Source organism: Pseudomonas azadiae, assembly GCF_019145355.1.
GTDB classification, from domain to species: domain Bacteria; phylum Pseudomonadota; class Gammaproteobacteria; order Pseudomonadales; family Pseudomonadaceae; genus Aquipseudomonas; species Aquipseudomonas azadiae.
On record NZ_JAHSTY010000001.1, the window covers coordinates 1,884,676 to 1,909,696 of the forward strand.

General features: G+C 58.6%; 11 protein-coding genes, 2 tRNA genes, 3 rRNA genes and 1 pseudogene. All 17 read right to left on the minus strand.

Annotated features, from left to right (window positions below; all coding sequences use genetic code 11):
- Positions 1–4 precede the first annotated feature (4 nt).
- The 17 genes and pseudogenes from recD to mrcB all read right to left on the minus strand — a co-directional run bounded on the left by recD (position 5) and on the right by mrcB (position 24,951).
- On the minus strand, positions 5–2,113 hold the full coding sequence (recD, locus tag KVG91_RS08520) for an exodeoxyribonuclease V subunit alpha (protein WP_169377784.1): 2,109 nt from the start codon (positions 2,111–2,113) through the stop codon (positions 5–7).
- Positions 2,110–5,784 carry an exodeoxyribonuclease V subunit beta gene (recB, locus tag KVG91_RS08525; protein ID WP_169377785.1) on the minus strand — a complete coding sequence of 1,225 codons (3,675 nt, stop codon included), beginning with the start codon at positions 5,782–5,784 and terminating at the stop codon, positions 2,110–2,112. The genes recD and recB overlap by 4 nt, the downstream gene beginning before the upstream one ends.
- Positions 5,781–9,230: an exodeoxyribonuclease V subunit gamma gene (gene recC / locus KVG91_RS08530; protein ID WP_169377786.1), complete on the minus strand. Its 3,450-nt coding sequence runs from the start codon at positions 9,228–9,230 to the stop codon at positions 5,781–5,783. Before recC ends, recB begins: the two co-directional genes overlap by 4 nt.
- A 143-nt stretch (positions 9,231–9,373) precedes the next feature.
- Positions 9,374–9,489, minus strand: a 5S ribosomal RNA gene (gene rrf / locus KVG91_RS08535).
- A 157-nt stretch (positions 9,490–9,646) separates the two neighbouring features.
- A 23S ribosomal RNA gene (locus KVG91_RS08540) occupies positions 9,647–12,538 on the minus strand.
- Between the two features lie 248 nt (positions 12,539–12,786).
- Positions 12,787–12,862: transfer RNA gene (locus KVG91_RS08545), tRNA-Ala, on the minus strand.
- Positions 12,863–12,892: 30 nt separating this feature from the next.
- Positions 12,893–12,969, minus strand: a tRNA-Ile gene (locus KVG91_RS08550).
- Positions 12,970–13,051: 82 nt separating this feature from the next.
- A 16S ribosomal RNA gene (locus KVG91_RS08555) occupies positions 13,052–14,588 on the minus strand.
- The 16S, 23S and 5S rRNA genes sit together here with 2 tRNA genes alongside, the layout of an rRNA operon.
- Before the next feature lie 545 nt (positions 14,589–15,133).
- Positions 15,134–15,753, minus strand: a pseudogene (msrQ, locus tag KVG91_RS08560) (protein-methionine-sulfoxide reductase heme-binding subunit MsrQ).
- Positions 15,753–16,766: a protein-methionine-sulfoxide reductase catalytic subunit MsrP gene (msrP, locus tag KVG91_RS08565; RefSeq protein WP_169377639.1), complete on the minus strand. Its 1,014-nt coding sequence runs from the start codon at positions 16,764–16,766 to the stop codon at positions 15,753–15,755. Before msrP ends, msrQ begins: the two are co-directional and overlap by 1 nt.
- Before the next feature lie 63 nt (positions 16,767–16,829).
- On the minus strand, positions 16,830–17,687 hold the full coding sequence (gene pssA, locus KVG91_RS08570) for a CDP-diacylglycerol--serine O-phosphatidyltransferase (protein ID WP_169377638.1): 858 nt from the start codon (positions 17,685–17,687) through the stop codon (positions 16,830–16,832).
- A gap of 145 nt (positions 17,688–17,832) precedes the next feature.
- Positions 17,833–18,849, minus strand: coding sequence for a ketol-acid reductoisomerase (gene ilvC / locus KVG91_RS08575; protein WP_124359823.1), 1,017 nt, complete (start codon positions 18,847–18,849; stop codon positions 17,833–17,835).
- A 47-nt stretch (positions 18,850–18,896) separates the two neighbouring features.
- Complete coding sequence (gene ilvN, locus KVG91_RS08580; protein ID WP_003176102.1) at positions 18,897–19,388, minus strand: acetolactate synthase small subunit; 492 nt, start codon at positions 19,386–19,388, stop codon at positions 18,897–18,899.
- A 2-nt stretch (positions 19,389–19,390) separates the two neighbouring features.
- Positions 19,391–21,115 carry an acetolactate synthase 3 large subunit gene (locus tag KVG91_RS08585; protein ID WP_169377637.1) on the minus strand — a complete coding sequence of 575 codons (1,725 nt, stop codon included), beginning with the start codon at positions 21,113–21,115 and terminating at the stop codon, positions 19,391–19,393.
- A gap of 431 nt (positions 21,116–21,546) precedes the next feature.
- Positions 21,547–21,876 carry a YqcC family protein gene (locus KVG91_RS08590; protein WP_169377636.1) on the minus strand — a complete coding sequence of 110 codons (330 nt, stop codon included), beginning with the start codon at positions 21,874–21,876 and terminating at the stop codon, positions 21,547–21,549.
- Positions 21,876–22,610, minus strand: coding sequence for a tetratricopeptide repeat protein (locus KVG91_RS08595; protein ID WP_169377635.1), 735 nt, complete (start codon positions 22,608–22,610; stop codon positions 21,876–21,878). The genes KVG91_RS08590 and KVG91_RS08595 overlap by 1 nt, the downstream gene beginning before the upstream one ends.
- Before the next feature lie 16 nt (positions 22,611–22,626).
- Positions 22,627–24,951 (minus strand): penicillin-binding protein 1B, encoded by a 2,325-nt coding sequence (mrcB, locus tag KVG91_RS08600; protein ID WP_169377634.1) that lies wholly within the window; start codon positions 24,949–24,951, stop codon positions 22,627–22,629.
- Between the last annotated feature and the right edge of the window lie 70 nt (positions 24,952–25,021).

The window sequence follows — 25,021 nt, forward strand, 5'->3', positions numbered from 1 at the left end:
ACTCTCAGGTGTGTTCGGGTGGATGCCGCAACGATAGCACAGCGTCGGACATTTCTGACGGCTGCTCCAACTCCAGCATCAAGCCACTCAAGCGCTTGACCTTGCGCCGCACCGCTTCTTCAAACACGCCGCCACGGGGCTCGATCAGGCTGAACCAGCGCTTGGCCCGGGTGATGCCGGTGTAGATCAATTCCTTGGTGAGCACCGGGTTCAGCGCATCCGGCAGGATCAACGCCGTGTGGGTAAATTCCGAGCCCTGGGATTTGTGCACGGTCATGGCGTACACGGTTTCCACATCATTCAAACGGCTGGGCAACACAAAGCGCACGCCGCCCTGGCCATCGTTCCGCGGAAAGGCCACGCGCAGCACCTGCGGGCCGCCGTCGCTTTCGGGCAGTTTGAGGGCGATACCGATGTCGCCATTCATCAAGCCCAGGCCGTAATCGTTGCGGGTCATCAACACGGGGCGGCCTTCATACCAGTGCTCGTCGCCTTCGATCAGCCGCACCTTGCGCAAGGCGGCGGTGATGCGCAAGTTCAGGCCTTCCACGCCCCAAGGGCCTTTGCGCACCGCGCACAGCAGTTGGAACGCATCAAAGGCTTGCAGCAGTTGCTGCGCCCACTGGGTCCAGGCGGAGTCTTCGCGCGGGGTGTCGGGCCCGGGGCGCGCGCTTTGCAACAGGTTGAGGTAGTAACGATAACCTTGGGCGCCGTCGCTGCCCTGCCCGTCCAGCACCAGACGCTCCAGCGCATGATCGTGCTCGCCCTTGAGACCGATGCAGAACAGGTCGCTGTGGCTGCCAGCGGCCAGCAGCCTGCGCGCCTCTTCGGCGTTTTGCTGGTTGACCCAACGCGCCAGTTGGCCGATGCCGCTGCCCTCGCCGAAACGGCGCGAGTAACGCAGCATCACCACTTGCTGAGCCAAAGGGTGGCTGGCGTCGAGATCCTCATGCAAGCCGCTGCCACTGAGGTCTTCGCCGCTGACAGCTTGCAGCCACTGGCGAGTGTCGGGACTGTACCAGCCCGCTTCGGCGTCGCGGCACAGATCGCCGAGCACGGCGCCCGCCTCGACCGACGCGAGTTGGTCCTTGTCCCCCAGCAGCACCAGGCGTGCATGGGCCGGCAAGGCGTCGAGCAGGTTGGCCATCATTTCCAGGTCGATCATCGACGCTTCGTCCACCACCAGCACATCCAGGGGCAGCGGGTTGCCGACGTGATGGCGAAAGTGCCGCGTGCCCGGACGGCTGCCCAGCAGGCGGTGGACGGTGGTGACCTGGGTCGGGATTTTTTCCTTGACGCTCTGCGGCACTTGCAGCGACAGCACTTGCTGGCTGATGGACTCGGTGAGCCGTGCGGCCGCTTTACCGGTGGGCGCCGCCAGACGGATGCGCAACGGGTTGCCGGTTTCCACGGCCGGCGCCTGCAACAGCGCGAGCAAGCGCACCACGGTGGTGGTCTTGCCGGTGCCGGGGCCGCCGGTGACGATACTGAAGGCACCGCGAGTGGCCAGGGCGCAGGCGAGCTTTTGCCAGTCGATCACGCCGTCGGGCGGCGGTTGGTCGAACAAACTGTTCAGGCGCTGCGGTAAATCGGCGGCGACGGTTTCCCGGGTGGCGAGACGCAGGCGCAAGGCGGTGTCGATGCGTCGCTCGTAGGTCCAGTAGCGGCGCAGGTACAGGCGCTTGCCGGACAGCACCAACGGGCGGCTTTGGGCGGACTCACTGCCGTCCACGGCCAGCGCGACCAGGCGGCTTGAGGCCAGCGCATGGCACCAATGGGCGCCATCGAGTCCATCCAGCAACTGCGAGGGCAACAGCATGGCCCCGGTTTGCAGGTCACCCTCTGGCGGCAGAGACAGGGCGAAATCCGGCGCCTTGAGGGTTTCGAACACGTCGAGGCAAACGTGGCCATGGCCCAATTGGTGGCTGGTCAGCGCCGCCGCCAACAGCACCAAAGGATCGGCCTGTGGATCAAGTTCGTGCAGAAAGCCGACGAAGGCTTTGTCCAGGGCGCGCAACCATCCGCGATCGACCCAACGTTCCAGCAGTTGCACCAGGTCGGCGGCGCGGCTCAGAGGCGCCAGTTCCTCGAGCGGTAACGGCGACAAGCTCATAGCAACACTCCTTGTTCCCAGGCGGGCTCAACCTTGGGCGGTATGGGCTTGCCCTGGAACAGCAGGTCCAGGCCTTCGATCAATTCCCGTGGCGGCCGGGTGAAATACGCCCCCTGGCTGGCGGACTGGGTACCGCGCAGGAACAGGTACAGCGCGCCGCCGACATGGCGCTCGTAGTCATAGTCGGGCAGTCGCGCCTTGAGCTGGCGGTGCAGAGCCAGCAGGTAAAGCACGTATTGCAGGTCGTACCGATGCTCAAGGATCGACTGTTCCATGGCGTCGTGTGTGTAGGCCGAATCGTCGGGGCCAAGCCAGTTGGATTTGTAATCGGCCACGTAGTAGCGGCCGTCATGCTCGAAGGTCAGGTCGATGAAACCCTTGAACATACCGTTGAGCAGCACCGGTTCGGCGGCAACGCGCGACACGCCGTTGTGGGTGTATTGGCACACCAGCTTGTCGAGGGCCAGCACGTCGACCTTATGGCTGGCGAACCAGAACTCCATTTCGATCTGGTACTGCTGCAAACCGCTGAGGGCGACGTGGCCGTTATCCACAGGCAATGGCGCTTGCAGCAGATGGCCGAGCCAACTGCTGAGGGTGATGATCCAGCCTTCCCAGTTACGGCGGTTGCAGCGGGCGCCCACGGCTTTTTCGATAGCCTCGGGGGTGACGTTGAAACGCTCTTCACCCGCCCATTCCAGCAAGCCGTGGAGGAAGGTCCCGGGGTTGGGCCCGCGTGGGAAACGGTGAATGTCGCCGCCGGACGCCGCCACTTCACGCGGTGCGTCGGGGTCGAGGCGCTCGTCATCGAACAGCTTCTGGGCTTGTGGGCTTTCCGGCGCTTCGGGACTTGCCGCGCTCATGCTGTCGCCGATGCGCAAGGCGCTGTAGGAGGCAATCCACCAGTTTTCGGCGGCCTTGCGTTTGGGCAGCAAGGGCGCTCGCAGCGTGGCGTCGTTGCGCGGCGGGTGAAAGAGGACGTCTTGCGCTTCGGGCACCTGGGCATAATCGATTGCGGCGCAACCTTCCTGCAGGTCCAGCAGCCAGCGCGCCAGGCCGGCGGATTCTCCCAACGAGGCACCGGCGCCCAGCAAATAGCCCAGTGCCGACAGGTGCAGTACGGAACTGCTGCTGTTGCCGCGCTTGAGGTCGGCGATGCCGAGCCAGCACGCATGTTTGGCGCGGGTCAACGCGACATAGAACAGGCGCAGGTCTTCGGCGAGGCGCTCGTCGTCGGCCTGGGCGGTCAACTCAGGCGTAGGGCGCAGGCTGACTTGGGATTTGCCGTGTTCGTCGTGGTAATGCAGGGGCAAGCGACTGCCATCGACCGGTTTGGCTGAGCAGATGAAAGGCAGGAAGACCAGGTTGTATTCCAAGCCTTTGGATTTGTGGATAGTCACCACCTTGACCAGTTGCTCGTCGCTTTCCAGGCGCAGGATTTGTTCCTCTCCGGCCTGGCCTGATAGCGCCAGGTGCTCGGCCAAATGGCGGATCAGCGCCTGTTCGCCGTCCAGTTCGGAGGCTGCCTGCTGCAGCAGTTCGCTGAGGTGCAGCAGGTTGGTCAGCACCCGTTCGCCGTCACTGCGCGCGATCAGGGTTTGCGGCAGTTTGAAGTCGTGCAGCAGACGACGCAGCATCGGCAGCACGCCTTGGGTGCGCCAGATTGCGCGGTAGCCACGGAACTGCATGACGCGGCTTTCCCACGCGAGTTCGTCCTGATTCAGACGCTCCAGTTCCGGCAGTGACAGGTTCAGCGTGACGCAGGCCAGGGCGGCGCGCAGCGGGCGTTCGACATCCGGTTCGGCGCATGCCTTGAGCCAGGCCAGCAGGTCGTGAGCTTCCTGGGCCGCGAACACCGAATCTTTGTCAGACAGGTAGACACTTCGTACGCCACGTGCGGCCAATTCGGCGCGCACGGCCTGGGCTTCTTTGCCGTCGCGAACGAGGATGGCGATATCTGAAGGAAGCACGCCGTTGAAGCTCGCGTCCGGCTGCAGGAAACCGGCAGTGCCTTGCTGTCCGCCGTTGAGCAACTCAACAATATGTGTGGCGCAGGCCGCCGCGAGTTGCTGACGATAAACCAGGTTGGAAACAGGCTGATCGGTGGACAAGTGCCAGAGGTTCAGCGCCGGCAGCGTCTGGCCGTTGACCTGCAAGTGTTCCTTGCGGCCTTGGGACAACACCGAGTGGAACGGCACCGGGTTCTCGCCCTCCGGCTCGCGGAACAGGAACGCGCCACGGCCTTTTTCCGCGCGCTGGAACACATGGTTCACCGCCTCGACCATCGCATGGCTGGAACGGAAGTTGGTGCCCAGCGTGTGGTGGCGGCCGGTGGTGGACTGGCGGGCGCGCAGGTAGGTGTAGATGTCAGCGCCACGGAAGGCATAGATCGCCTGCTTGGGGTCGCCAATCAGGAACAGGCCGCTGTCGAGGTGGTTTTCTTCGATGCGGTAAATACTGTCGAAGATGCTGTATTGCACGGGGTCGGTGTCTTGGAACTCGTCGATCAAGGCCACCGGGAATTGCTCGCGAATCACACTGGCCAGGCGTTCGCCTCCATCGGCTTGCAGCGCGGCATTGAGACGAATAAGCATGTCGTCGAAGCCCATTTCGGCGCGGCGGCGTTTTTCTTCTTCGAAGCGTTTGCCCACCCAGCCGGCGGCGTGTTGCAACACGGCGGCGTCGGGCGTCGGCAGCGCATCAAGGGCCTGCTTGAGGCCGGCCATGGCGCCGATACCGGGATGCCGCGGTGGCTCACCCTTCCAGGCTTCGGCCATGCCGTCGGGCGTCAGGCGAATGAAGCCGGTGCCGATGTCCAGTTGTTCCAGGGATTCGTCAGCGGCCCATGCGCTGATCTTCTCGAACCAGGGTTCGAAGTAACGTGCTTGCATCTTGCGTCCGTCGACGGCTTTGGCGGCGACCGCTTGCAGGCAGAGGTCGCGTAGCTCGGCGGCCCATTGCAGCCAAGGCGCCTTGAGAGTTGTGAGCGCTTCGCGACGCTCTTGCAGGCAAGCCGTGATCAGTTCGGCCGGCTCGCGGGTCTCATCGGTGGGCCGTTCGCTGCCGAACAACGCGCGTACGCGCGGCATCAAGGCGGCCGGGCCACCCCAGTTGTTGCGCACCCAGTTAAGCGCGTCGTCGTGCATCGGGTAGCAGAACAATCGCCAGTAATCACGCAGCACTTCGCCAAGCAAGTCGCTATGGTCGGTTTCCAGGGTTTGGGTGAACAGGCTGCCGCTGTCGAAGGCGTGTTCGCGCAGCATGCGCTGGCACCAACTGTGGATGGTCGAGACGGCGGCTTCGTCCATCCATTGCGCGGCGATGTCCAGCCGGTTGGCGCAGGCGGGCCATTGTTCGACTGGGTAGTCGTCGCGCAGGTCAGCGATCAGGGCGTCGGGTTGTTCGATTTCTTCGCGGAAAAAGCGTGCGGCTTCAGCCAGGCGAATGCGGATGCGTTCGCGCAGCTCCTTGGTGGCGGCGTCGGTGAACGTCACAACCAGGATTTGCGGCGGCAACAGCTCACGGCCAAAGCCTGATGGGTCGCCACCATGGCCGAGCACCAGGCGCAGGTAAAGCGCAGAGATGGTGAACGTCTTGCCCGTGCCGGCGCTGGCTTCGATCAGCTGGCTGCCTTTGAGCGGGAAGGCCAGGGCCAAGGGTTTACCGATCATGCGCAGGCCTCGCTGGTGAGGGATCGCCAAGGGGCGTTGATCAGTGGGCGGTACAGGGTTTCGCACCAGCCTTCGAATTCTTCGCTCGCGACCAGCGCGGCGTAGTCGGGAAATTGCCGGGTGAGCGCCGGCGTTTCGCGACGTTCGCCGTCGGTGGTCAGGCCATCGCCTTCGTAGGCTTTACAGGCTGCTGCCTGGGCTTTGCCTGGATCGGTTTGGCCGAGCCAGGCAAAAGCGGTTTTGACGGCCACAGGCAGCGGTTTACTCATGCCGGTGTGCCAGGCGAGCAGCAGATGGCCGAGGATTTCCTGGGCAACGGGTTTCTCCAGAGGAGGCAGCAACAAGGTGTCGTCGCTGGCCACCAGGCCGGTACTCAACGGCAGGCCGCAGGCGCAGGCCACCACATGATTGACCCACGGGCGAATCAGTCGATGCCACTTGCGGGTCTTGATCGAGCCAATGCTGTTGGGAATAGTGGTGACGCTTAGCAGGCCGCCATCACTGCGCCGATGCAGACCGCTGATCCAGCCTTCCAACTGAATACCCTGATGCTCAAAACTGACCGGTTCGGCAGCGGTGTGCGGGGTGGGCCAAAGGACCAGTAATTGTTGATAGCGGTGCAGCAGATCGGGCAATGGCTCAATCAGTTCGTTGCGCAGGCATTCACCGAAACCGACCATGGGCAACAGGCCACTGCCTTGCAGACGCAATGCCTGGGCATTGAGGGCGTGGCCGGGTTGATCAGGCTGGGTGAGTGCAGCGTTCAGCAGGCTGTCACTCAGGTTGTAGCGCTGCAGTGCGTCGAGAACGAAGGGTTCTTCGTCGGCCAGCGGCACTTCGGCGGCTTCGAAGAATACTTTCAGCCGCTGGCTGAAGAAGTGTTTGACCGGGTTGCGCAGGAAGTCCTGTAACTGGCCGAGGCTCAGGGGCTCTTCCTGTTCGTGCGGGGTCAGGTCGTGTTGTATCGGGACGGCGTCGGATGCTTCGTGGAGCAATTGCCATTCGCGAGCGTAGCTGAATAGCGCATCGCCTTCATGGAAATAGCGGGCGCTGAACGGTTGCAACGGATGTTCTTGGGTCATGGCGTCAATAAGCGGCTGGTCGCTGTTTGCGTGATGCCAGCCACTGGCGAGATGGTCGCGCAGTTGGCCGATCAATACCGAGGCCGGGCGGTCGCTGTTGTCGCGGATGCTACGGCCCACCCAGCTGACGTAGAGCTGGTCGCGGGCTGAAAGCAGGGCTTCGAGCAGCAGATAACGGTCGTCTTCTCGGCGTGAACGGTCGCCGGGGCGATAGTCGCTGCCCATCAGGTCGAAGTCCAGCGGTGGTTGGGCGCGCGGGTAATCACCATCGTTCATGCCAAGCAGGCAAACGAGCTTGAACGGGATTGCACGCATGGGCATCAAGGTGCAGAAATTGACCGCACCGGCGAGGAAGCGTTGTGAAAGGCGGCCTTGGTCCAGACCCGCCAGCCAGGCTTCACGGACTACAGTGAGGGGTAACTCGTCCTGAAGGCCTACGGACTCGCAGGTTTCCAGCCAGGTTTCGCGCAGTTGCTCGAGTTGGCCCAGCAGATAATCGTCGTGTTCGCTGCTCGGCAAAAAGAACAGTTGCATCAGGCGTTGCAAGCGTTCGCCCCACGCCTGTGGAGCTGCGGGTTGCGACAGCGCTTGATGGGCGTCGTTGAGTGCGTCGAGCAAGGCGACCAACGGACCGATCAGGGCCGCGTCGAGGCCACCGATTTCGTCGTAGGGCTCAATGCCGTCACAGGTAGCACCTGTGCCTACGGCGTAGCCAAGCAGCATTCTGCGCAAGCCGAAACGCCAGCTGTTTTGCTCCAGTTCCGTTGGCAGGCCCAGGCCGGCGCGCTGTTCGGCGTTGAGGCCCCAGCGGATGCCGGCGCCTTCGATCCAACGGTGCAACGTGGGCAGGTCACGCTCCTTGATGGCAAAGCGTTCGCGCAAGGCCGGAACGTCGAGCAGGTCGAGGATTTCGCTGACGGGGAAGCGGCTGTCGGGGAGTTTCAGCAGGTGCTCGACGGCGATCAGCAGGGGATCGCGGCCGCGTTGGCCCTGGTCGGTAAGGGTGAACGGGATTAAGCGTGAGTCATTGCGCTCAAGCTGACCGAAGACGGCACGGATGTGCGGTGCGTAGCTGTCGACATCGGGGACCATGACGATGATGTCCCGGGGGCGCAGCGTGGGGTCGGCACTGAAGCGCTGGAGCAATTGGTCGTGAAGGATTTCCACTTCGCGTTGGGCGCTGTGGGCGATGTGGAAGCGGATGGAGGTGTCACTTTCCAGGTCGACGGCGGGCCATAGCTCGCGGGTTTCATTGAGTGGGCGCAGTTCGAGGATATCGTCCTGGAGCTGATTGAGCAGTGTGGTGGGTTCGCTGTCGCTGAACAGGTCGATACGACCATCGCGGAAGGCTGCGCGGTAGCTATTCGGATCGTCGTAGCTGTCCAGCAAGCTGATGTAGTCACGACCTTGTTTGCCCCAGGCAGCCAGCAACGGGTGCGCGTGCTGATGCAGGGTTTGCGGGTCTATGGTGACGGGCATGCCGGCTTTACGCGCCTGGCGTTTGTATTCGTTACGCAGCAGGTCTTTGTCGGCAACGATGTCGGACCAATGGTGGCGACACGGGTTGTGCACGCAGAGCAGGACTTGGCTGAAGCGCGCAAGACCGGCGAGGGCTTCAAGCGCCTGGGCCGGCAACGAGGAAATGCCGAAGACGATAACCCGGGATGGGAGGCCCATGGGGGCTGTCTCAAGCGTATTGATGCGTTCGATGAAACGTTGGTGAACGCCGGCGCGGCTTTGGGCCATGCCTTTTTCACCTACATCCAGCAGCAGCGCGCGCCACAGTTCGGCTTGCCAGCAGTTGGCGGGGTTGAGCGGTTTGGACTCGCCTCGGCCGTTGCGCAGCTGGTGGCGACCGGCTGCCCAGTCTTCCAGCCAGTCGGCGCGGTAGACTTGGTATTGGTCGAACAGGTCAGCCAGGCGCTCAGCGAGTTGGTAGCGTTTGCGCAGGTCTGTGTCGTGGGTGAGGAAGCGCTGCAGCGGTTCAAAATGTGGTTGATCAATGAGCTCCGGGAGCAGGCGCATCAGGCGCCAGGTCAGAGGAGCTTTATCGAGCAGGGACTTTGCCGGGATTTCGTCACGGCCCAAGACCATGCGGTAGAGCTGCCACATGAAGCTGCCGGGGAGTTGCACGTCGATTGCTGCAGCGATGCCGCAGCCGCCCATGTCGTCATCTTCCGGATCTTCAGCCAACGCCAACTTGAGCCATTGGGCGATACCGTTGCTTTGTACCAGGGCAATTTCGTTTTCCAGAGGCGCCAGGGGATAGCGACGCATCCAGCTGACCACCAGGCTGCGCAGTTCGTCCAGGCGGTTGCCGTGAACCACCATGAATCCAGCACTGAGGGACGTCGCGTCCGGCATAACGGCTTCCTTGGGAAAAGCAAAATCGAGGGTGCGACTTTAGCACTGTGTGCTGTTATTGGCGGAACTGGGATGTTAGATGTCTTTTCGACCGCCCAAAACAAAACCCCATCTGCTTTCGCAAATGGGGTTTCGGAATTTAATCTTGACGATGACCTACTCTCACATGGGGAAACCCCACACTACCATCGGCGATGCATCGTTTCACTGCTGAGTTCGGGATGGGATCAGGTGGTTCCAATGCTCTATGGTCGTCAAGAAATTCGGGTACTGAGTCGTGACCAGATGGCCTCGCTTCAGCAAATTGGGTATGTGACAGCTTTCGGTGTTTTGTGAGCGTCGAACTTTCGGTTCATCTCGTCTTCACACACCGCAATCTGATGCTCGTTAGAGTCGTCAAATTGCTTGGGTGTTATATGGTCAAGCCTCACGGGCAATTAGTATTGGTTAGCTCAACGCCTCACAGCGCTTACACACCCAACCTATCAACGTCGTAGTCTTCGACGGCCCTTCAGGGAACTCAAGGTTCCAGTGAGATCTCATCTTGAGGCTAGTTTCCCGCTTAGATGCTTTCAGCGGTTATCTATTCCGAACATAGCTACCCGGCAATGCCACTGGCGTGACAACCGGAACACCAGAGGTTCGTCCACTCCGGTCCTCTCGTACTAGGAGCAGCCCCTCTCAAATCTCAAACGTCCACGGCAGATAGGGACCGAACTGTCTCACGACGTTCTAAACCCAGCTCGCGTACCACTTTAAATGGCGAACAGCCATACCCTTGGGACCGGCTTCAGCCCCAGGATGTGATGAGCCGACATCGAGGTGCCAAACACCGCCGTCGATATGAACTCTTGGGCGGTATCAGCCTGTTATCCCCGGAGTACCTTTTATCCGTTGAGCGATGGCCCTTCCATACAGAACCACCGGATCACTAAGACCTACTTTCGTACCTGCTCGACGTGTCTGTCTCGCAGTCAAGCGCGCTTTTGCCTTTATACTCTACGACCGATTTCCGACCGGTCTGAGCGCACCTTCGTACTCCTCCGTTACTCTTTAGGAGGAGACCGCCCCAGTCAAACTACCCACCATACACTGTCCTCGATCCGGATAACGGACCTGAGTTAGAACCTCAAAGTTGCCAGGGTGGTATTTCAAGGTTGGCTCCACGCGAACTGGCGTCCACGCTTCAAAGCCTCCCACCTATCCTACACAAGCAAATTCAAAGTCCAGTGCAAAGCTATAGTAAAGGTTCACGGGGTCTTTCCGTCTAGCCGCGGATACACTGCATCTTCACAGCGATTTCAATTTCACTGAGTCTCGGGTGGAGACAGCGCCGCCATCGTTACGCCATTCGTGCAGGTCGGAACTTACCCGACAAGGAATTTCGCTACCTTAGGACCGTTATAGTTACGGCCGCCGTTTACCGGGGCTTCGATCAAGAGCTTCGCGTTAGCTAACCCCATCAATTAACCTTCCGGCACCGGGCAGGCGTCACACCCTATACGTCCACTTTCGTGTTTGCAGAGTGCTGTGTTTTTAATAAACAGTCGCAGCGGCCTGGTATCTTCGACCGGCATGAGCTTACGGAGCAAGTCCTTCACCCTCACCGGCGCACCTTCTCCCGAAGTTACGGTGCCATTTTGCCTAGTTCCTTCACCCGAGTTCTCTCAAGCGCCTTGGTATTCTCTACCCAACCACCTGTGTCGGTTTGGGGTACGGTTCCTGGTTACCTGAAGCTTAGAAGCTTTTCTTGGAAGCATGGCATCAACCACTTCGTCGTCTAAAAGACGACTCGTCATCAGCTCTCGGCCTTAAGATCCCGGATTTACCTAAGATCTCAGCCTACCACCTTAAACTTGGACAACCAACGCCAAGCTGGCCTAGCCTTCTCCGTCCCTCCATCGCAATAACCAGAAGTACAGGAATATTAACCTGTTTTCCATCGACTACGCTTTTCAGCCTCGCCTTAGGGACCGACTAACCCTGCGTCGATTAACGTTGCGCAGGAAACCTTGGTCTTTCGGCGTGGGTGTTTTTCACACCCATTGTCGTTACTCATGTCAGCATTCGCACTTCTGATACCTCCAGCAAGCTTCTCAACTCACCTTCACAGGCTTACAGAACGCTCCTCTACCGCATCACTTGCGTGATACCCGTAGCTTCGGTGTATGGTTTGAGCCCCGTTACATCTTCCGCGCAGGCCGACTCGACTAGTGAGCTATTACGCTTTCTTTAAAGGGTGGCTGCTTCTAAGCCAACCTCCTAGCTGTCTAAGCCTTCCCACATCGTTTCCCACTTAACCATAACTTTGGGACCTTAGCTGACGGTCTGGGTTGTTTCCCTTTTCACGACGGACGTTAGCACCCGCCGTGTGTCTCCCATGCTCGGCACTTGTAGGTATTCGGAGTTTGCATCGGTTTGGTAAGTCGGGATGACCCCCTAGCCGAAACAGTGCTCTACCCCCTACAGTGATACATGAGGCGCTACCTAAATAGCTTTCGAGGAGAACCAGCTATCTCCGAGCTTGATTAGCCTTTCACTCCGATCCACAGGTCATCCGCTAACTTTTCAACGGTAGTCGGTTCGGTCCTCCAGTTAGTGTTACCCAACCTTCAACCTGCCCATGGATAGATCGCCCGGTTTCGGGTCTATTCCCAGCGACTAGACGCCCTATTAAGACTCGCTTTCGCTACGCCTCCCCTATTCGGTTAAGCTCGCCACTGAAAATAAGTCGCTGACCCATTATACAAAAGGTACGCAGTCACCCAACAAAGTGGGCTCCCACTGCTTGTACGCATACGGTTTCAGGATCTATTTCACTCCCCTCTCCGGGGTTCTTTTCGCCTTTCCCTCACGGTACTAGTTCACTATCGGTCAGTCAGTAGTATTTAGCCTTGGAGGATGGTCCCCCCATATTCAGACAAAGTTTCTCGTGCTCCGTCCTACTCGATTTCATGACTAAGAGATTTTCGCGTACAGGGCTATCACCCACTATGGCCGCACTTTCCAGAGCGTTCCGCTAATCTCAAAGCCACTTAAGGGCTAGTCCCCGTTCGCTCGCCACTACTAAGGGAATCTCGGTTGATTTCTTTTCCTCAGGGTACTTAGATGTTTCAGTTCCCCTGGTTCGCTCCATACACCTATGTATTCAGTGTAAGGTAACCATCTTATGATGGCTGGGTTCCCCCATTCAGACATCTCCGGATCAAAGTCTGTTTGCCGACTCCCCGAAGCTTTTCGCAGGCTACCACGTCTTTCATCGCCTCTGACTGCCAAGGCATCCACCGTATGCGCTTCTTCACTTGACCATATAACCCCAAGCAATCTGGTTATACTGTGAAGACAACATTCGCCGAAAATTCGAATTTCTCGATTAAGAGAACTCACAAATTTTACCTTAGCCTGATCCGTTACCAGTGAAAGTAACGTTCAGTCTATCTTTCTATCACATACCCAAATTTTTAAAGAACGATCTAATCAAAGACTAGAAATCAACATTCACCATCATCACGATGGAATGCTCATTTCTAAGCTTTCATAACGTCAGAAGCAGTAGTGGTGGAGCCAAACGGGATCGAACCGTTGACCTCCTGCGTGCAAGGCAGGCGCTCTCCCAGCTGAGCTATGGCCCCGTATTTCTACAGGCGTTTCCCACACAAAATTGGTGGGTCTGGGCAGATTCGAACTGCCGACCTCACCCTTATCAGGGGTGCGCTCTAACCAACTGAGCTACAGACCCAATTTCGGGCTGCTTCTTATCGTCTTCTTCAATGAATCAAGCAATTCGTGTGGGAACTTATGGAGCAGCTGATGTCGTCGATTAAGGAGGTGATCCAGCCGCAGGTTCCCCTACGGCTACCTTGTTACGACTTCACCCCAGTCATGAATCACACCGTGGTAACCGTCCTCCCGAAGGTTAGACTAGCTACTTCTGGTGCAACCCACTCCCATGGTGTGACGGGCGGTGTGTACAAGGCCCGGGAACGTATTCACCGCGACATTCTGATTCGCGATTACTAGCGATTCCGACTTCACGCAGTCGAGTTGCAGACTGCGATCCGGACTACGATCGGTTTTGTGGGATTAGCTCCACCTCGCGGCTTGGCAACCCTCTGTACCGACCATTGTAGCACGTGTGTAGCCCAGGCCGTAAGGGCCATGATGACTTGACGTCATCCCCACCTTCCTCCGGTTTGTCACCGGCAGTCTCCTTAGAGTGCCCACCATGACGTGCTGGTAACTAAGGACAAGGGTTGCGCTCGTTACGGGACTTAACCCAACATCTCACGACACGAGCTGACGACAGCCATGCAGCACCTGTCTCAATGTTCCCGAAGGCACCAATCCATCTCTGGAAAGTTCATTGGATGTCAAGGCCTGGTAAGGTTCTTCGCGTTGCTTCGAATTAAACCACATGCTCCACCGCTTGTGCGGGCCCCCGTCAATTCATTTGAGTTTTAACCTTGCGGCCGTACTCCCCAGGCGGTCAACTTAATGCGTTAGCTGCGCCACTAAGAGCTCAAGGCTCCCAACGGCTAGTTGACATCGTTTACGGCGTGGACTACCAGGGTATCTAATCCTGTTTGCTCCCCACGCTTTCGCACCTCAGTGTCAGTGTTGGTCCAGGTGGTCGCCTTCGCCACTGGTGTTCCTTCCTATATCTACGCATTTCACCGCTACACAGGAAATTCCACCACCCTCTACCACACTCTAGTCAGTCAGTTTTGAATGCAGTTCCCAGGTTGAGCCCGGGGATTTCACATCCAACTTAACAAACCACCTACGCGCGCTTTACGCCCAGTAATTCCGATTAACGCTTGCACCCTCTGTATTACCGCGGCTGCTGGCACAGAGTTAGCCGGTGCTTATTCTGTCGGTAACGTCAAAATTGCAGAGTATTAATCTACAACCCTTCCTCCCAACTTAAAGTGCTTTACAATCCGAAGACCTTCTTCACACACGCGGCATGGCTGGATCAGGCTTTCGCCCATTGTCCAATATTCCCCACTGCTGCCTCCCGTAGGAGTCTGGACCGTGTCTCAGTTCCAGTGTGACTGATCATCCTCTCAGACCAGTTACGGATCGTTGCCTTGGTGAGCCATTACCTCACCAACTAGCTAATCCGACCTAGGCTCATCTGATAGCGCAAGGCCCGAAGGTCCCCTGCTTTCTCCCGTAGGACGTATGCGGTATTAGCGTCCGTTTCCGAACGTTATCCCCCACTACCAGGCAGATTCCTAGGCATTACTCACCCGTCCGCCGCTCTCAAGAGAAGCAAGCTTCTCTCTACCGCTCGACTTGCATGTGTTAGGCCTGCCGCCAGCGTTCAATCTGAGCCATGATCAAACTCTTCAGTTCAAACATCTTTGGGTTTTTAAGAAACCCTAAACTTGGCTCAGCAATCGTTGGTTACATCTTTGATTTCTCGCGGAGTAACTTGTGATGCTGATAATCTTGTTGACTATCAGTCTGACTCCACAAGCACCCACACGAATTGCTTGATTCAGTTGTTAAAGAGCGGTTGGTTAAGATCTTTCGTCTCAACCGAGGCGCGCATTCTACAGCAGCCTCATTTGCTGTCAAGTGATTATTTTCAGAAGTTTTCGAAGAATTCTTCAACAACTTCAACCACTTGCGCTTCCGATCTCTCGTTAGCGGGAGGCGAATTCTACAGCGTTACACGCTGCTGTCAACACCTCTTTTTCTCCGCTTTCGACCGAGAAGATCGAAACGTTAATAGAGCCAAACAACACCGCTCTACCAACTCCTTCCAGGCTTCGATGAACTGAAGCAGGTCGCTGTCGAATCTCGCATAACTCTTTGTTTACCAAGGAGTTTTCCGTTTCGACCGCGCCGGAAGTGGGGCGAATTATAGACTTCCAGAATCTGCCGTCAACCGTTAATTACGCTTTTGTTGCAGAAAGTGGTTTTTTCGCAATAAGGCGGGGATTCGCCGCATTACCGGCGGTACCCGCAACACCAGCAGCAGCGCACCTATAGACGCATAGATAGCCCACTCCTTCAGATCCGCCCGCACGATCCACAACATATGCAGCAAGCCAAGCCCAAGAATCACATACACCAGGCGATGCAGCTTCTTCCAGCGACTGCCGAGTCGACGCTGGCTGTAGCGGTTCGACGTCACCGCCAGTACCAGCAACGACAGGAACCCCAACGCACCGACAATAATGTAGGGCCGCTTGCGCAGCTCAACGCCCAGCTGCGACCAATCCAAGCCGAGTACAAATACGCAATAGGCTGCCAGGTGCAGCACCACATAAGCGAAGCACCACAACCCCAGTTGCCGGCGCACCGCGATCCACCCCGCCCAACCGCTGAGTTTCTGCAGTGGCGTCATCCCTAGGGTGATCAGCAACAGGATCAACGTGCCCAGCCCCAAGCGATCGACCAATACCTTGCCCGGATCAGGCCCCAGGGCAAAACTCCAGGCCTCATACAACCAATACAACGGCCATATCGCCACCGCTATAAAGACGCCAATGCGCCAGATCGGATAGCGCATCAGTAGTTCTTCCGTAAATCCAGATCGGTATAAAGAGAAGCCACCTCATCGGCGTAGCCGTTGAACATCTGCGTCTCGCGCACATTCGGGCTGAACAAGCCGCTCGGCAGACGACGCTCCCGCGCCTGGGTCCAGCGCGGATGGTCGACCGTAGGGTTCACGTTCGCATAGAACCCATATTCATCCGCGGCGATACTCTGCCAGGTGGTCTTCGGCTGCTCGCTTATCAAACTGATCCGCACAATCGATTTCACACTCTTGAAGCCATACTTCCAAGGCACCACCAAGCGCAGCGGCGCGCCGTTCTGATTCGGCAATTCGCGCCCATACATGCCCACAGCCAGGATCGCCAGCGGATTCATTGCCTCATCCAGTCGCAAGCCTTCTACATATGGCCAGTCGATCAAGCCAAAGCTCGAACGCTGCCCCGGCATGCTCTTGGGATCCTGCAGCGTTTCGAAACGGATGTATTTGGCTTTGGAGGTCGGCCCAACCTGCTTGAGCAATGCCGAGATCGGAAAGCCGATCCATGGAATAACCATCGACCACGCCTCCACGCAGCGCAGGCGGTAGATGCGTTCCTCCAATTGATAGGGCTTCATGAAGTCTTCCAGGGCATAACGGCCCGGCTTCGCCACTTCGCCGTCAATCACCACACTCCACGGCTCGGTCTTCAATGAACCCGCATTGGTTGCCGGGTCGCCCTTGCCGGTGCCGAACTCATAGAAGTTGTTGTAGTGAGTCGCGTCCTTGAACGGCGTGATCGCTTCGTCCTTAACCGTGATCGCTTGCCATTGGGTGCTCGGCAGTTTTTCGGCGAACCAGTTCGGCGCCCTGCCCGCCTCGACATCAGCGTAGCGCGAGGCCTCGCCAGCATCGGCCCAACGCGGCAAGCTGCTGGCTGCAATGCCGGCGAGCGCACCACCGAGCAAGCTGCGGCGGGAAAGGTAGAAGGACTCTGGGGTGACATCCGATTCGTGGCAATCGGACGTTTTATGCAATTTGATTAACATGGCAACTCCGCAGCATTGGAGAACAGATGCACCAATAGACTGCGGAGTATGGGCGAAATTACATTAAGGCAATGTTTTGTCGCGGCGCATATGCAGCAAATATTGAACCGGCCCCGAAGCGGCATAGACCAGGAACGCCAGCAGCAGAATCCGCGGAGGATCACTGAACACTACGGCGAACACCAGCACCACTGCCAGGATCGCTACGAAAGGCACGCGCCCCTTGAGGTCCAGCTCCTTGAAGCTGTTGTACTTGATGTTGCTGACCATCAGCATGCCGGCCGCCGCTACCATCAAGGCCACCAGGAACGACATCTTTGAACCCTGAATTCCGTAATCACTGAACGCCCAGACGATACCCGCCACCACACCCGCAGCCGCCGGACTGGCCAGACCAATGAAGTAACGCTTGTCGGCAGTCCCCACCTGGGTGTTGAAGCGTGCCAGGCGTAAAGCCGCGCCCGCGACATAAATGAAGGCAACCATCCAGCCGACCTTGCCCATGTCACCCAGCGCCCAGGCAAATGCCAGCAACGCAGGGGCAACACCAAACGCGACCATGTCCGACAACGAGTCGTACTCGGCGCCGAAGGCACTTTGCGTATTGGTCATGCGCGCCACGCGACCATCAACGCCGTCGAGCACCATCGCCACGAAAATGGCGATGGCCGCAAAACCGAAATATTTGCTGGCACTCGCCGCATCACCTGCCGCCAGTGCGCTTTGGGCGCTCATGGAGTTGATGATGGAATAGAAACCGGCAAACAGGTTCGCCGTGGTGAACAGGTTGGGCAGCAGATAGATGCCACGATGCCGAACCTTGCGACCTTCCGCGTCATGTCCTTCTTCGACATGCTCATCGATGGGTAGCAGGCTTTCGGCGTCAGAAGCCTGGCTTGGCTCTTCGGGACGTTCGCTCATGGACTTTACCTTGCAACGGGGTGAAAAAAATTCGACAAATACTTGCGGCGAGTGTTCGCCCGCAAACGATGCAGCTTTATACCAGAACCTGCCTGCCAAACGAAAAAACGCGGCCTAAGCCGCGTTTTCTCTGGATACGTACGACTTAGTTCTTGGCTTTGTCGACGATCTTGTTGGCACCGATCCACGGCATCATCGAGCGCAGTTGCTCGCCAATGACTTCGATGCCGTGAGCGGCGTTGTTACGACGCTTGGCGGTCATCGAAGGGTAGCCGGTAGCGCCTTCGCTGATGAACATTTTGGCGTATTCGCCGTCCTGAATGCGTTTCAGGGCGTTGCGCATGGCCTGACGGGATTCGGCGTTGATGACTTCCGGGCCGGTCACGTACTCGCCGTATTCGGCGTTGTTGGAGATCGAGTAGTTCATGTTGGCGATACCGCCTTCGTACATGAGGTCAACGATCAGCTTCAGTTCGTGCAGGCATTCGAAGTAGGCCATTTCCGGCGCGTAGCCCGCTTCAACCAGGGTTTCGAAACCGGCTTTCACCAGTTCAACGGTACCGCCGCACAGTACGGCTTGTTCGCCGAACAGGTCAGTTTCAGTCTCGTCCTTGAAGGTGGTTTCGATGATACCGGTACGACCGCCGCCGACACCGGCAGCGTAGGACAGCGCAACGTTCTTGGCGTTGCCCGAAGCGTCCTGGTAGATCGCGATCAGGTCAGGGATGCCGCCGCCTTTGACGAACTCGGAACGCACAGTGTGGCCCGGTGCCTTCGGCGCAATCATGATCACGTCGAGGTCAGCGCGTGGCACTACCTGGTTGTAGTGGATCGCGAAACCGTGGGAGAAGGCCAGGGTAGCGCCCTGCTTGATGTTCGGTTCGATTTCGTTCTTGTACAGCGCGGACTGGAACTCGTCCGGGGTCAGGATCATGACCAGGTCGGCCGCCGCAACAGCGGAAGCAACGTCGGTCACTTTCAGGCCGTGTGCTTCAGCCTTGGCAACGGTAGCCGAGCCTTTGCGCAGACCAACGGTAACGTCAACGCCGGAATCTTTCAGGTTGCACGCTTGAGCGTGGCCCTGGGAGCCGTAACCGATGATGGCGACTTTCTTGCCCTGGATGATCGACAGGTCACAATCTTTATCGTAATAAACTTTCATGAGGTTCCTCTATATATCCAGGCCGTAAGGCCATTCGCTAATTTGGGTTAGATGCTGAGTACTTTGTCGCCACGGGCAATGCCGGTGACACCACTGCGTACGGTTTCCAGAATCGAGGCCGTCCCGATCGACTGGATGAAGCTGTCCAGCTTGTCGCTTGTACCGGTCAGTTGCACGGTATAAACACTGGCACTCACATCAACGATCTGCCCGCGATAAATGTCGGTCGTGCGCTTGATCTCGGCACGCTGGGCACCCGTGGCCTTGACCTTGACCAGCATCAGTTCACGCTCGATGTGGGCGCTTTCCGACAGGTCGACCAGCTTGACCACTTCGATCAGCTTGTTGAGGTTCTTGGTGATCTGCTCGATCACTTCATCATGGCCCACGGTGGTCAACGTCAGGCGCGACAGGGTCGGGTCTTCGGTCGGTGCCACGGTCAGGCTTTCGATGTTGTAGTTGCGTTGCGAAAACAGGCCGACAACACGAGACAGAGCGCCGGGTTCGTTCTCCAGAAGCAGGGAGATAATGTGCCGCATGATTAAGTACGCTCCGTCTTGTTCAGCCACATGTCGCGCATAGAGCCGTCTTTGATCTGCATCGGGTAGACGTGCTCGCTGGTATCCACCTTGATATCGATGAACACCAAGCGGTCCTTCATGGCGAACGCTTCTTCCATCTTCGGCTTCAGATCTTTCAGATCGGTGATGCGAATGCCGACGTGGCCATAGGCTTCAACCAACTTGACGAAATCCGGCAGCGATTCCATGTAGGAGTGGGAGTGGCGGCTACCGTAGCTCATGTCCTGCCACTGACGAACCATGCCCAGCACGCCGTTGTTCAGGCAGACGATTTTCACGGGAAGGCCGTACTGCAGGCAGGTCGACAGTTCCTGGATGTTCATCTGGATGCTGCCTTCACCGGTGACGCACGCGACGTCCGTATCCGGGAAGCTCAGTTTCACGCCCATGGCCGCAGGGAAACCAAAGCCCATCGTGCCCAGGCCACCGGAGTTGATCCAGCGGTTAGGCTTGTCGAACGTGTAGTACTGCGCGGCGAACATCTGGTGCTGGCCCACGTCGGAGGTTACAAAAGCATCGCCCTTGGTCACTTCGCACAGGGTCTCGATCACGGTTTGCGGCTTGATAACGCTGCCGTCACCCTTGTCGTAAGGGAACAGGCCGCGATCACCACGCCATTCGTCGATCTGCTTCCACCAACTGGCGACGGATTCCTTGTTCGGCGTTTCGCCGATGTCCTTCAGCGCTGCGACCATTTCGGTCAAGACGCTTTCAACAGGACCTACGATCGGCACGTCGGCCTTGATGGTCTTGGAAATGGACGCCGGGTCGATGTCGATATGGATGATCTTGGCATTCGGGCAGAATTTGCTCGCGCCGTTGATCACTCGGTCGTCAAAACGCGCGCCCACTGCCAGGATCACGTCCGCATGGTGCATGGCCAGGTTGGCGGTGTAGCTGCCGTGCATGCCAAGCATGCCGACGAACTGACGGTCCGAACCCGGGAACGCGCCGAGGCCCATCAAGGTATTGGTCACCGGCAGGTTGAGCAGCTTGGCCAGTTCGGTCAGCGGTGCGGAACCGCCGCCCAGAATCACGCCACCACCGGAGTACAGCACAGGGCGCTTGGCCGCCAGGAGCATTTCCGCGGCCTTGCGGATCTGCCCCGAGTGCCCACGAACAGCCGGGCTGTAGGAACGCAGCTTGGCTTTCTTCGGAAAGATGTATTCGAATTTTTCAGCCGGGTTGGTCATGTCTTTCGGGATATCGACCACCACAGGACCCGGACGACCGGACTGTGCGAGGTAGAACGCCTTCTTCATGACTTCCGGAATTTCCGAGGCGTGCTTGATCATGAAGCTGTGTTTCACGATCGGCCGGGAGATACCGATCATGTCGGTTTCCTGGAACGCATCGGTACCGACCATGGTGCTGGCGACCTGGCCGGAAATGATCACCATCGGAATGGAGTCCATATAGGCAGTCGCGATGCCAGTAATGGCATTGGTTGCGCCTGGGCCGGACGTTACCAGGACCACGCCGGCTTTACCGGTGGCACGGGCATAACCATCAGCCATATGGGTCGCGGCCTGTTCGTGGCGAACCAGGATGTGGGTAACAGCCGGTTCCTTGAACAGTGCGTCGTAGACATGCAGCAGAGCACCACCTGGGTACCCGTAGATATAGTCGACGCCTTCGTCACGCAAAAAGCGGACGAGCATCTCACCGCCAGATAAAAGCTCCACGTTGTTCACCTCTAAAACGCCAGAATACCGTCCGTTGAAAACCGACGGGTCTTAATAGGTTTACTTCTCAACAGAGCATGAGCGACGGTGGTCGCCGACTACGTCAGCACTGACTGAGCAAGTATTGGGATCGTCCCAAGTGTTGCGGGCTTTTCCCACCCAGCGCGAGGTAACGCGTTGCGGGTGTAACAGGTCGGCGCGGGTGTGCGCCTCATGATCTGCTGAGCGGGCCTGCTTCTGGCAGTCCCGATACAGCGGACTTTGGATTCTTCTGTTTCAGCCCCTTCAAGTCAAGCAATAATTGCGCTTTTCTCCAACTAAGCGCATGAGAACGTAGAAGAAAGGGCTTTGAGGAGGGATAAAACTCGCCTGAATGTCGTCAAGCGGTAGAAATATGCGCAAGACTGCCGGAAAAGCCGGCAGTCAGGCAATTAACGAGCGTCGGCGATCAATTGATCGAACTTTTTCAGCGCATTGCGCAATCCGAGGCTTTCAAGCGGGCGGTCGGCATAGACCATCTCGGCCATTTCCAGAATGCCCGACGCATTGGGCAGCGGCAGGTCCTGTTCGAGGATATGCTTCATGCGCACCAGGAAGATCCATTGCAGCCATTGGTGAAAGTCCAGGGTATCCACCGAAAAAGGCTCGACGCTGCTGAGCGCCTCGGGGCTGGGGGACGCCTCGTCCCACCAGCCCTGCACGCGCAACTCGCGTTCAATCAGCAATAACTGTTCGGCAATCGCCGGAAAGCGTGCATCCATCAGAGGCTGACCTTGGCTTTCTGGCGCGCCTGGGCAGCACCGGCGGCATCGCCCTGTGCGGCACGCGCGTCACCAATCAACGCCCACAGGCTGGCTTGCAGATCAGGGCGACCGTTGGCCAGGGACAAGCCACGACGAGCGAACTGCTCCGCTTGCGGTGCGTCGCCCTGGGCCATGCGTACCTGTGCCAGGCGATACAGCACTTGCGGCTCACGCGGAGCAACGCGCTGGGCACGCTCGAGACTCGACGATGCGCCATTCAAATCGCCACCCGCCTGCTGTTGCTGAGCCGTGGTGAGCAAGGCCAGCACCGGGCCGTCCAGTTGCTCGTCAGCCGACAGGCCGCCGGTGCTGGAGGACGATGGGATGCCGCTCGGTGTCGAAGGCATGTTGTAGGTGCCCTGGTTGATCGGTGCGGTTTGAATCGGCGCGGTATCGATCGGCCCGGATGCGCTTGGCCCTGGGGTCCACGGCTCGGCGCTGATCGGCGCGGAAGTCGCGGCGCCGGCACCCGGCACCATCACCACCACGCCCGAATCCTGCGGCACCGCTTGGGTCGCGGCCTGGGCGGGCCGATTGGTCACGGTCTGGCGGAAACCGCCATTGGCCGAAATCCGGTCGCTATTGGAGACGGCCGTGCTCGAGTCCACCACGGGAATGGAGCCGCGTTGCACACTGGAGCAACCGCTGAGCAAAGCCAGAGCTGTAATCGCTGGAATCCACCACTTATTCACTTGAAACCCTCTCTGCTTAATTCATCCAGCCCTTGACCCAATCCATCACCGATTCCGCGTCAGCAGGGGCATTGCCTCCACACGCGGCACCGGGTGGCGGTTCGCTGCCGCGAATATACGGCATCTGCACCGCGCCCGGACAGTTGGCATCGGAGCCTTGGCCCGTATGCGGATCAATCCAGGCCTGCACGATGTTATCCGGCTGCGGCATGTTCAGCGGCAGCGGGTCGGCCTTGCGCATGAAACTGGTCCAGACCTGCAGCGCACCGGTAGCGCCGGTGAACGGTGTCTTGCCGTTATCGTCGCGCCCCAGCCACACCACCGCCAGCACGTCCTGGCCGAAGCCGGCGAACCAACTGTCGCGCGAATCGTTACTGGTACCGGTCTTGCCTGCCAACGTCAGGTTGGACGGCAGGACCTTATAGACGGAGCTGCCCGTACCTTCACGCATCACACGCTGCATGGCGTTCTGGATCAAATAGATGGAGCCTGCATCGAACCGCTGCTGAATCTGGAACGGATAACGCTTGAGCGGCTCGCCCTCGGCGGTCAGCACACTGCGGATGCCGCGCATCGGCGTATTGAAGCCACCGTTGGCGAGGGTCTGGTACATGGTCGCCACTTCCATCGGCGTCATCGCACCGGCGCCCAGCAGGATCGACGGGAAAGCCGGGAACTCACGGCCGACGCCCAGCCGCGCTATCGTCTTGAGGACATTGGGCACGCCGACTTCAAGGCCGAGTCGCGACGTGGAAATGTTGTAAGAGTGCGCAATCCCCTGATACAGGAACACCGTACCGTGGGAACGACGGTCGAAGTTCTGCGGCGTCCATACCTGCCCATCCGCGCCTTTGACCGACAACGGGTCATCCGACAGCCAACTGGTCAGGGTGTACTTGCTCGGTTTTTCCAAGGCGGTCAGGTAAACGGCCGGCTTGACCAGCGAGCCGATCGGCCGCACCGCATCCAGCGCGCGGTTGAAACCGGCAAAGCTGGCCTGCCGACTGCCGATCATGGCCTGCACTTCGCCGGTTTCCGGATTGGTCACGACCATTGCCGCTTCGACTTCGTCCGAGCCTTTACGGCCCGTCAGGCGCTTGAAGGTGTCATTGACCGACGCTTCGGCTTTCATCTGCAAAATCGGATCGAAACTGGTGAAGATCCGCAGGCCTTCTTCGGTCAAGTCTTCGTCGCGGTAGTCTTCACGCAGTTGGCGTTTGACCAGGTCGATAAAGCCCGGGAAGGAACTGTCCGCCAGTTTGCCGCGAGTGGTAACACTCAACGGCATTTTCTTCGCCGCAGCCACTTGTTCGGCCGTGGCCACGCCTTGTTGCTCGAGCACATCGAGCACCAGGTTACGACGCTCCAACGCCCGCTCGGGATTGCGGCGCGGGTTGTAATAGGAAGGCCCCTTGACCATGCCCACCAACAATGCGACCTGATGCAACTTCAGTTCGGACAATGGCTGGCCAAAGAAGAACTGGCTGGCCAGGCCGAAACCGTGCACCGCGCGCTGGCCGTCCTGACCGACGAATACCTCATTGAGGTATGCCTCGAGGATCTCCTGCTTGCTGTAGTGCAATTCCAGCAGCATCGCCATCATGGCTTCGGTGAGCTTGCGGGTCAGGCTGCGCTCGCTGGTCAGGTAAAAGTTCTTGACCAACTGTTGCGTCAGCGTACTGCCGCCCTGGGTCATTTTGCCGCCGGAGGTATTCACCCAGACTGCGCGGGCGATCGACTTCGGGGAAACGCCCCAGTGATGATAAAAATCGCGGTCTTCGACGGCCACCAGGGTTTCGAGCAGGAACGGCGGCACTTGATCAAGCTTGATCAGGATGCGGTCTTCGAGATTCTTCGGATAAATGCCGCCGATCATCAGCGGTTCCAGGCGCACCACAGGCAGCTTGGAGCCATTGAGTGAAGACAACTCGGCGACGTAATCGCCGGAAAAGCGCACGCGCACCGGCTGGGCTTTTTCCAGGCCTTCGTAGAACTGGAAGCCACGGGTATTCAGGTCGACGGTATTACCGCTGACGGCGGCCGCCCCCGGACCATTGCTCACGGGTTCGCGGCGATAGCCCAAGGCGTCGAGCTCGGTGAGAAAGTCGTCCTTGCTCAGCTTCTGGCCGGTGAACAGTTCCAGCGGGCGCGCGTACACCTTGGCGGGAATGGTCCAGCGCTTGCCGGAGAATTTCTCCTGGACCACAGCGTCGAGGTACACCGCAAAGCCAGCGAGCACTACAAGCCCCACCAGGCCGAGCTTGAGCGCCCAGCCCAGCCAAGGGCGCAGGCCGCGGGAAGGAGGTTTTTTACGGGAACGGGGAGATCGGGTTCGAGTCATGGCGGCGGATTATACGCACTTTATTGAGGATCAACATGAGCCGGACAGCGGTTTGCACGACCGGCCACAG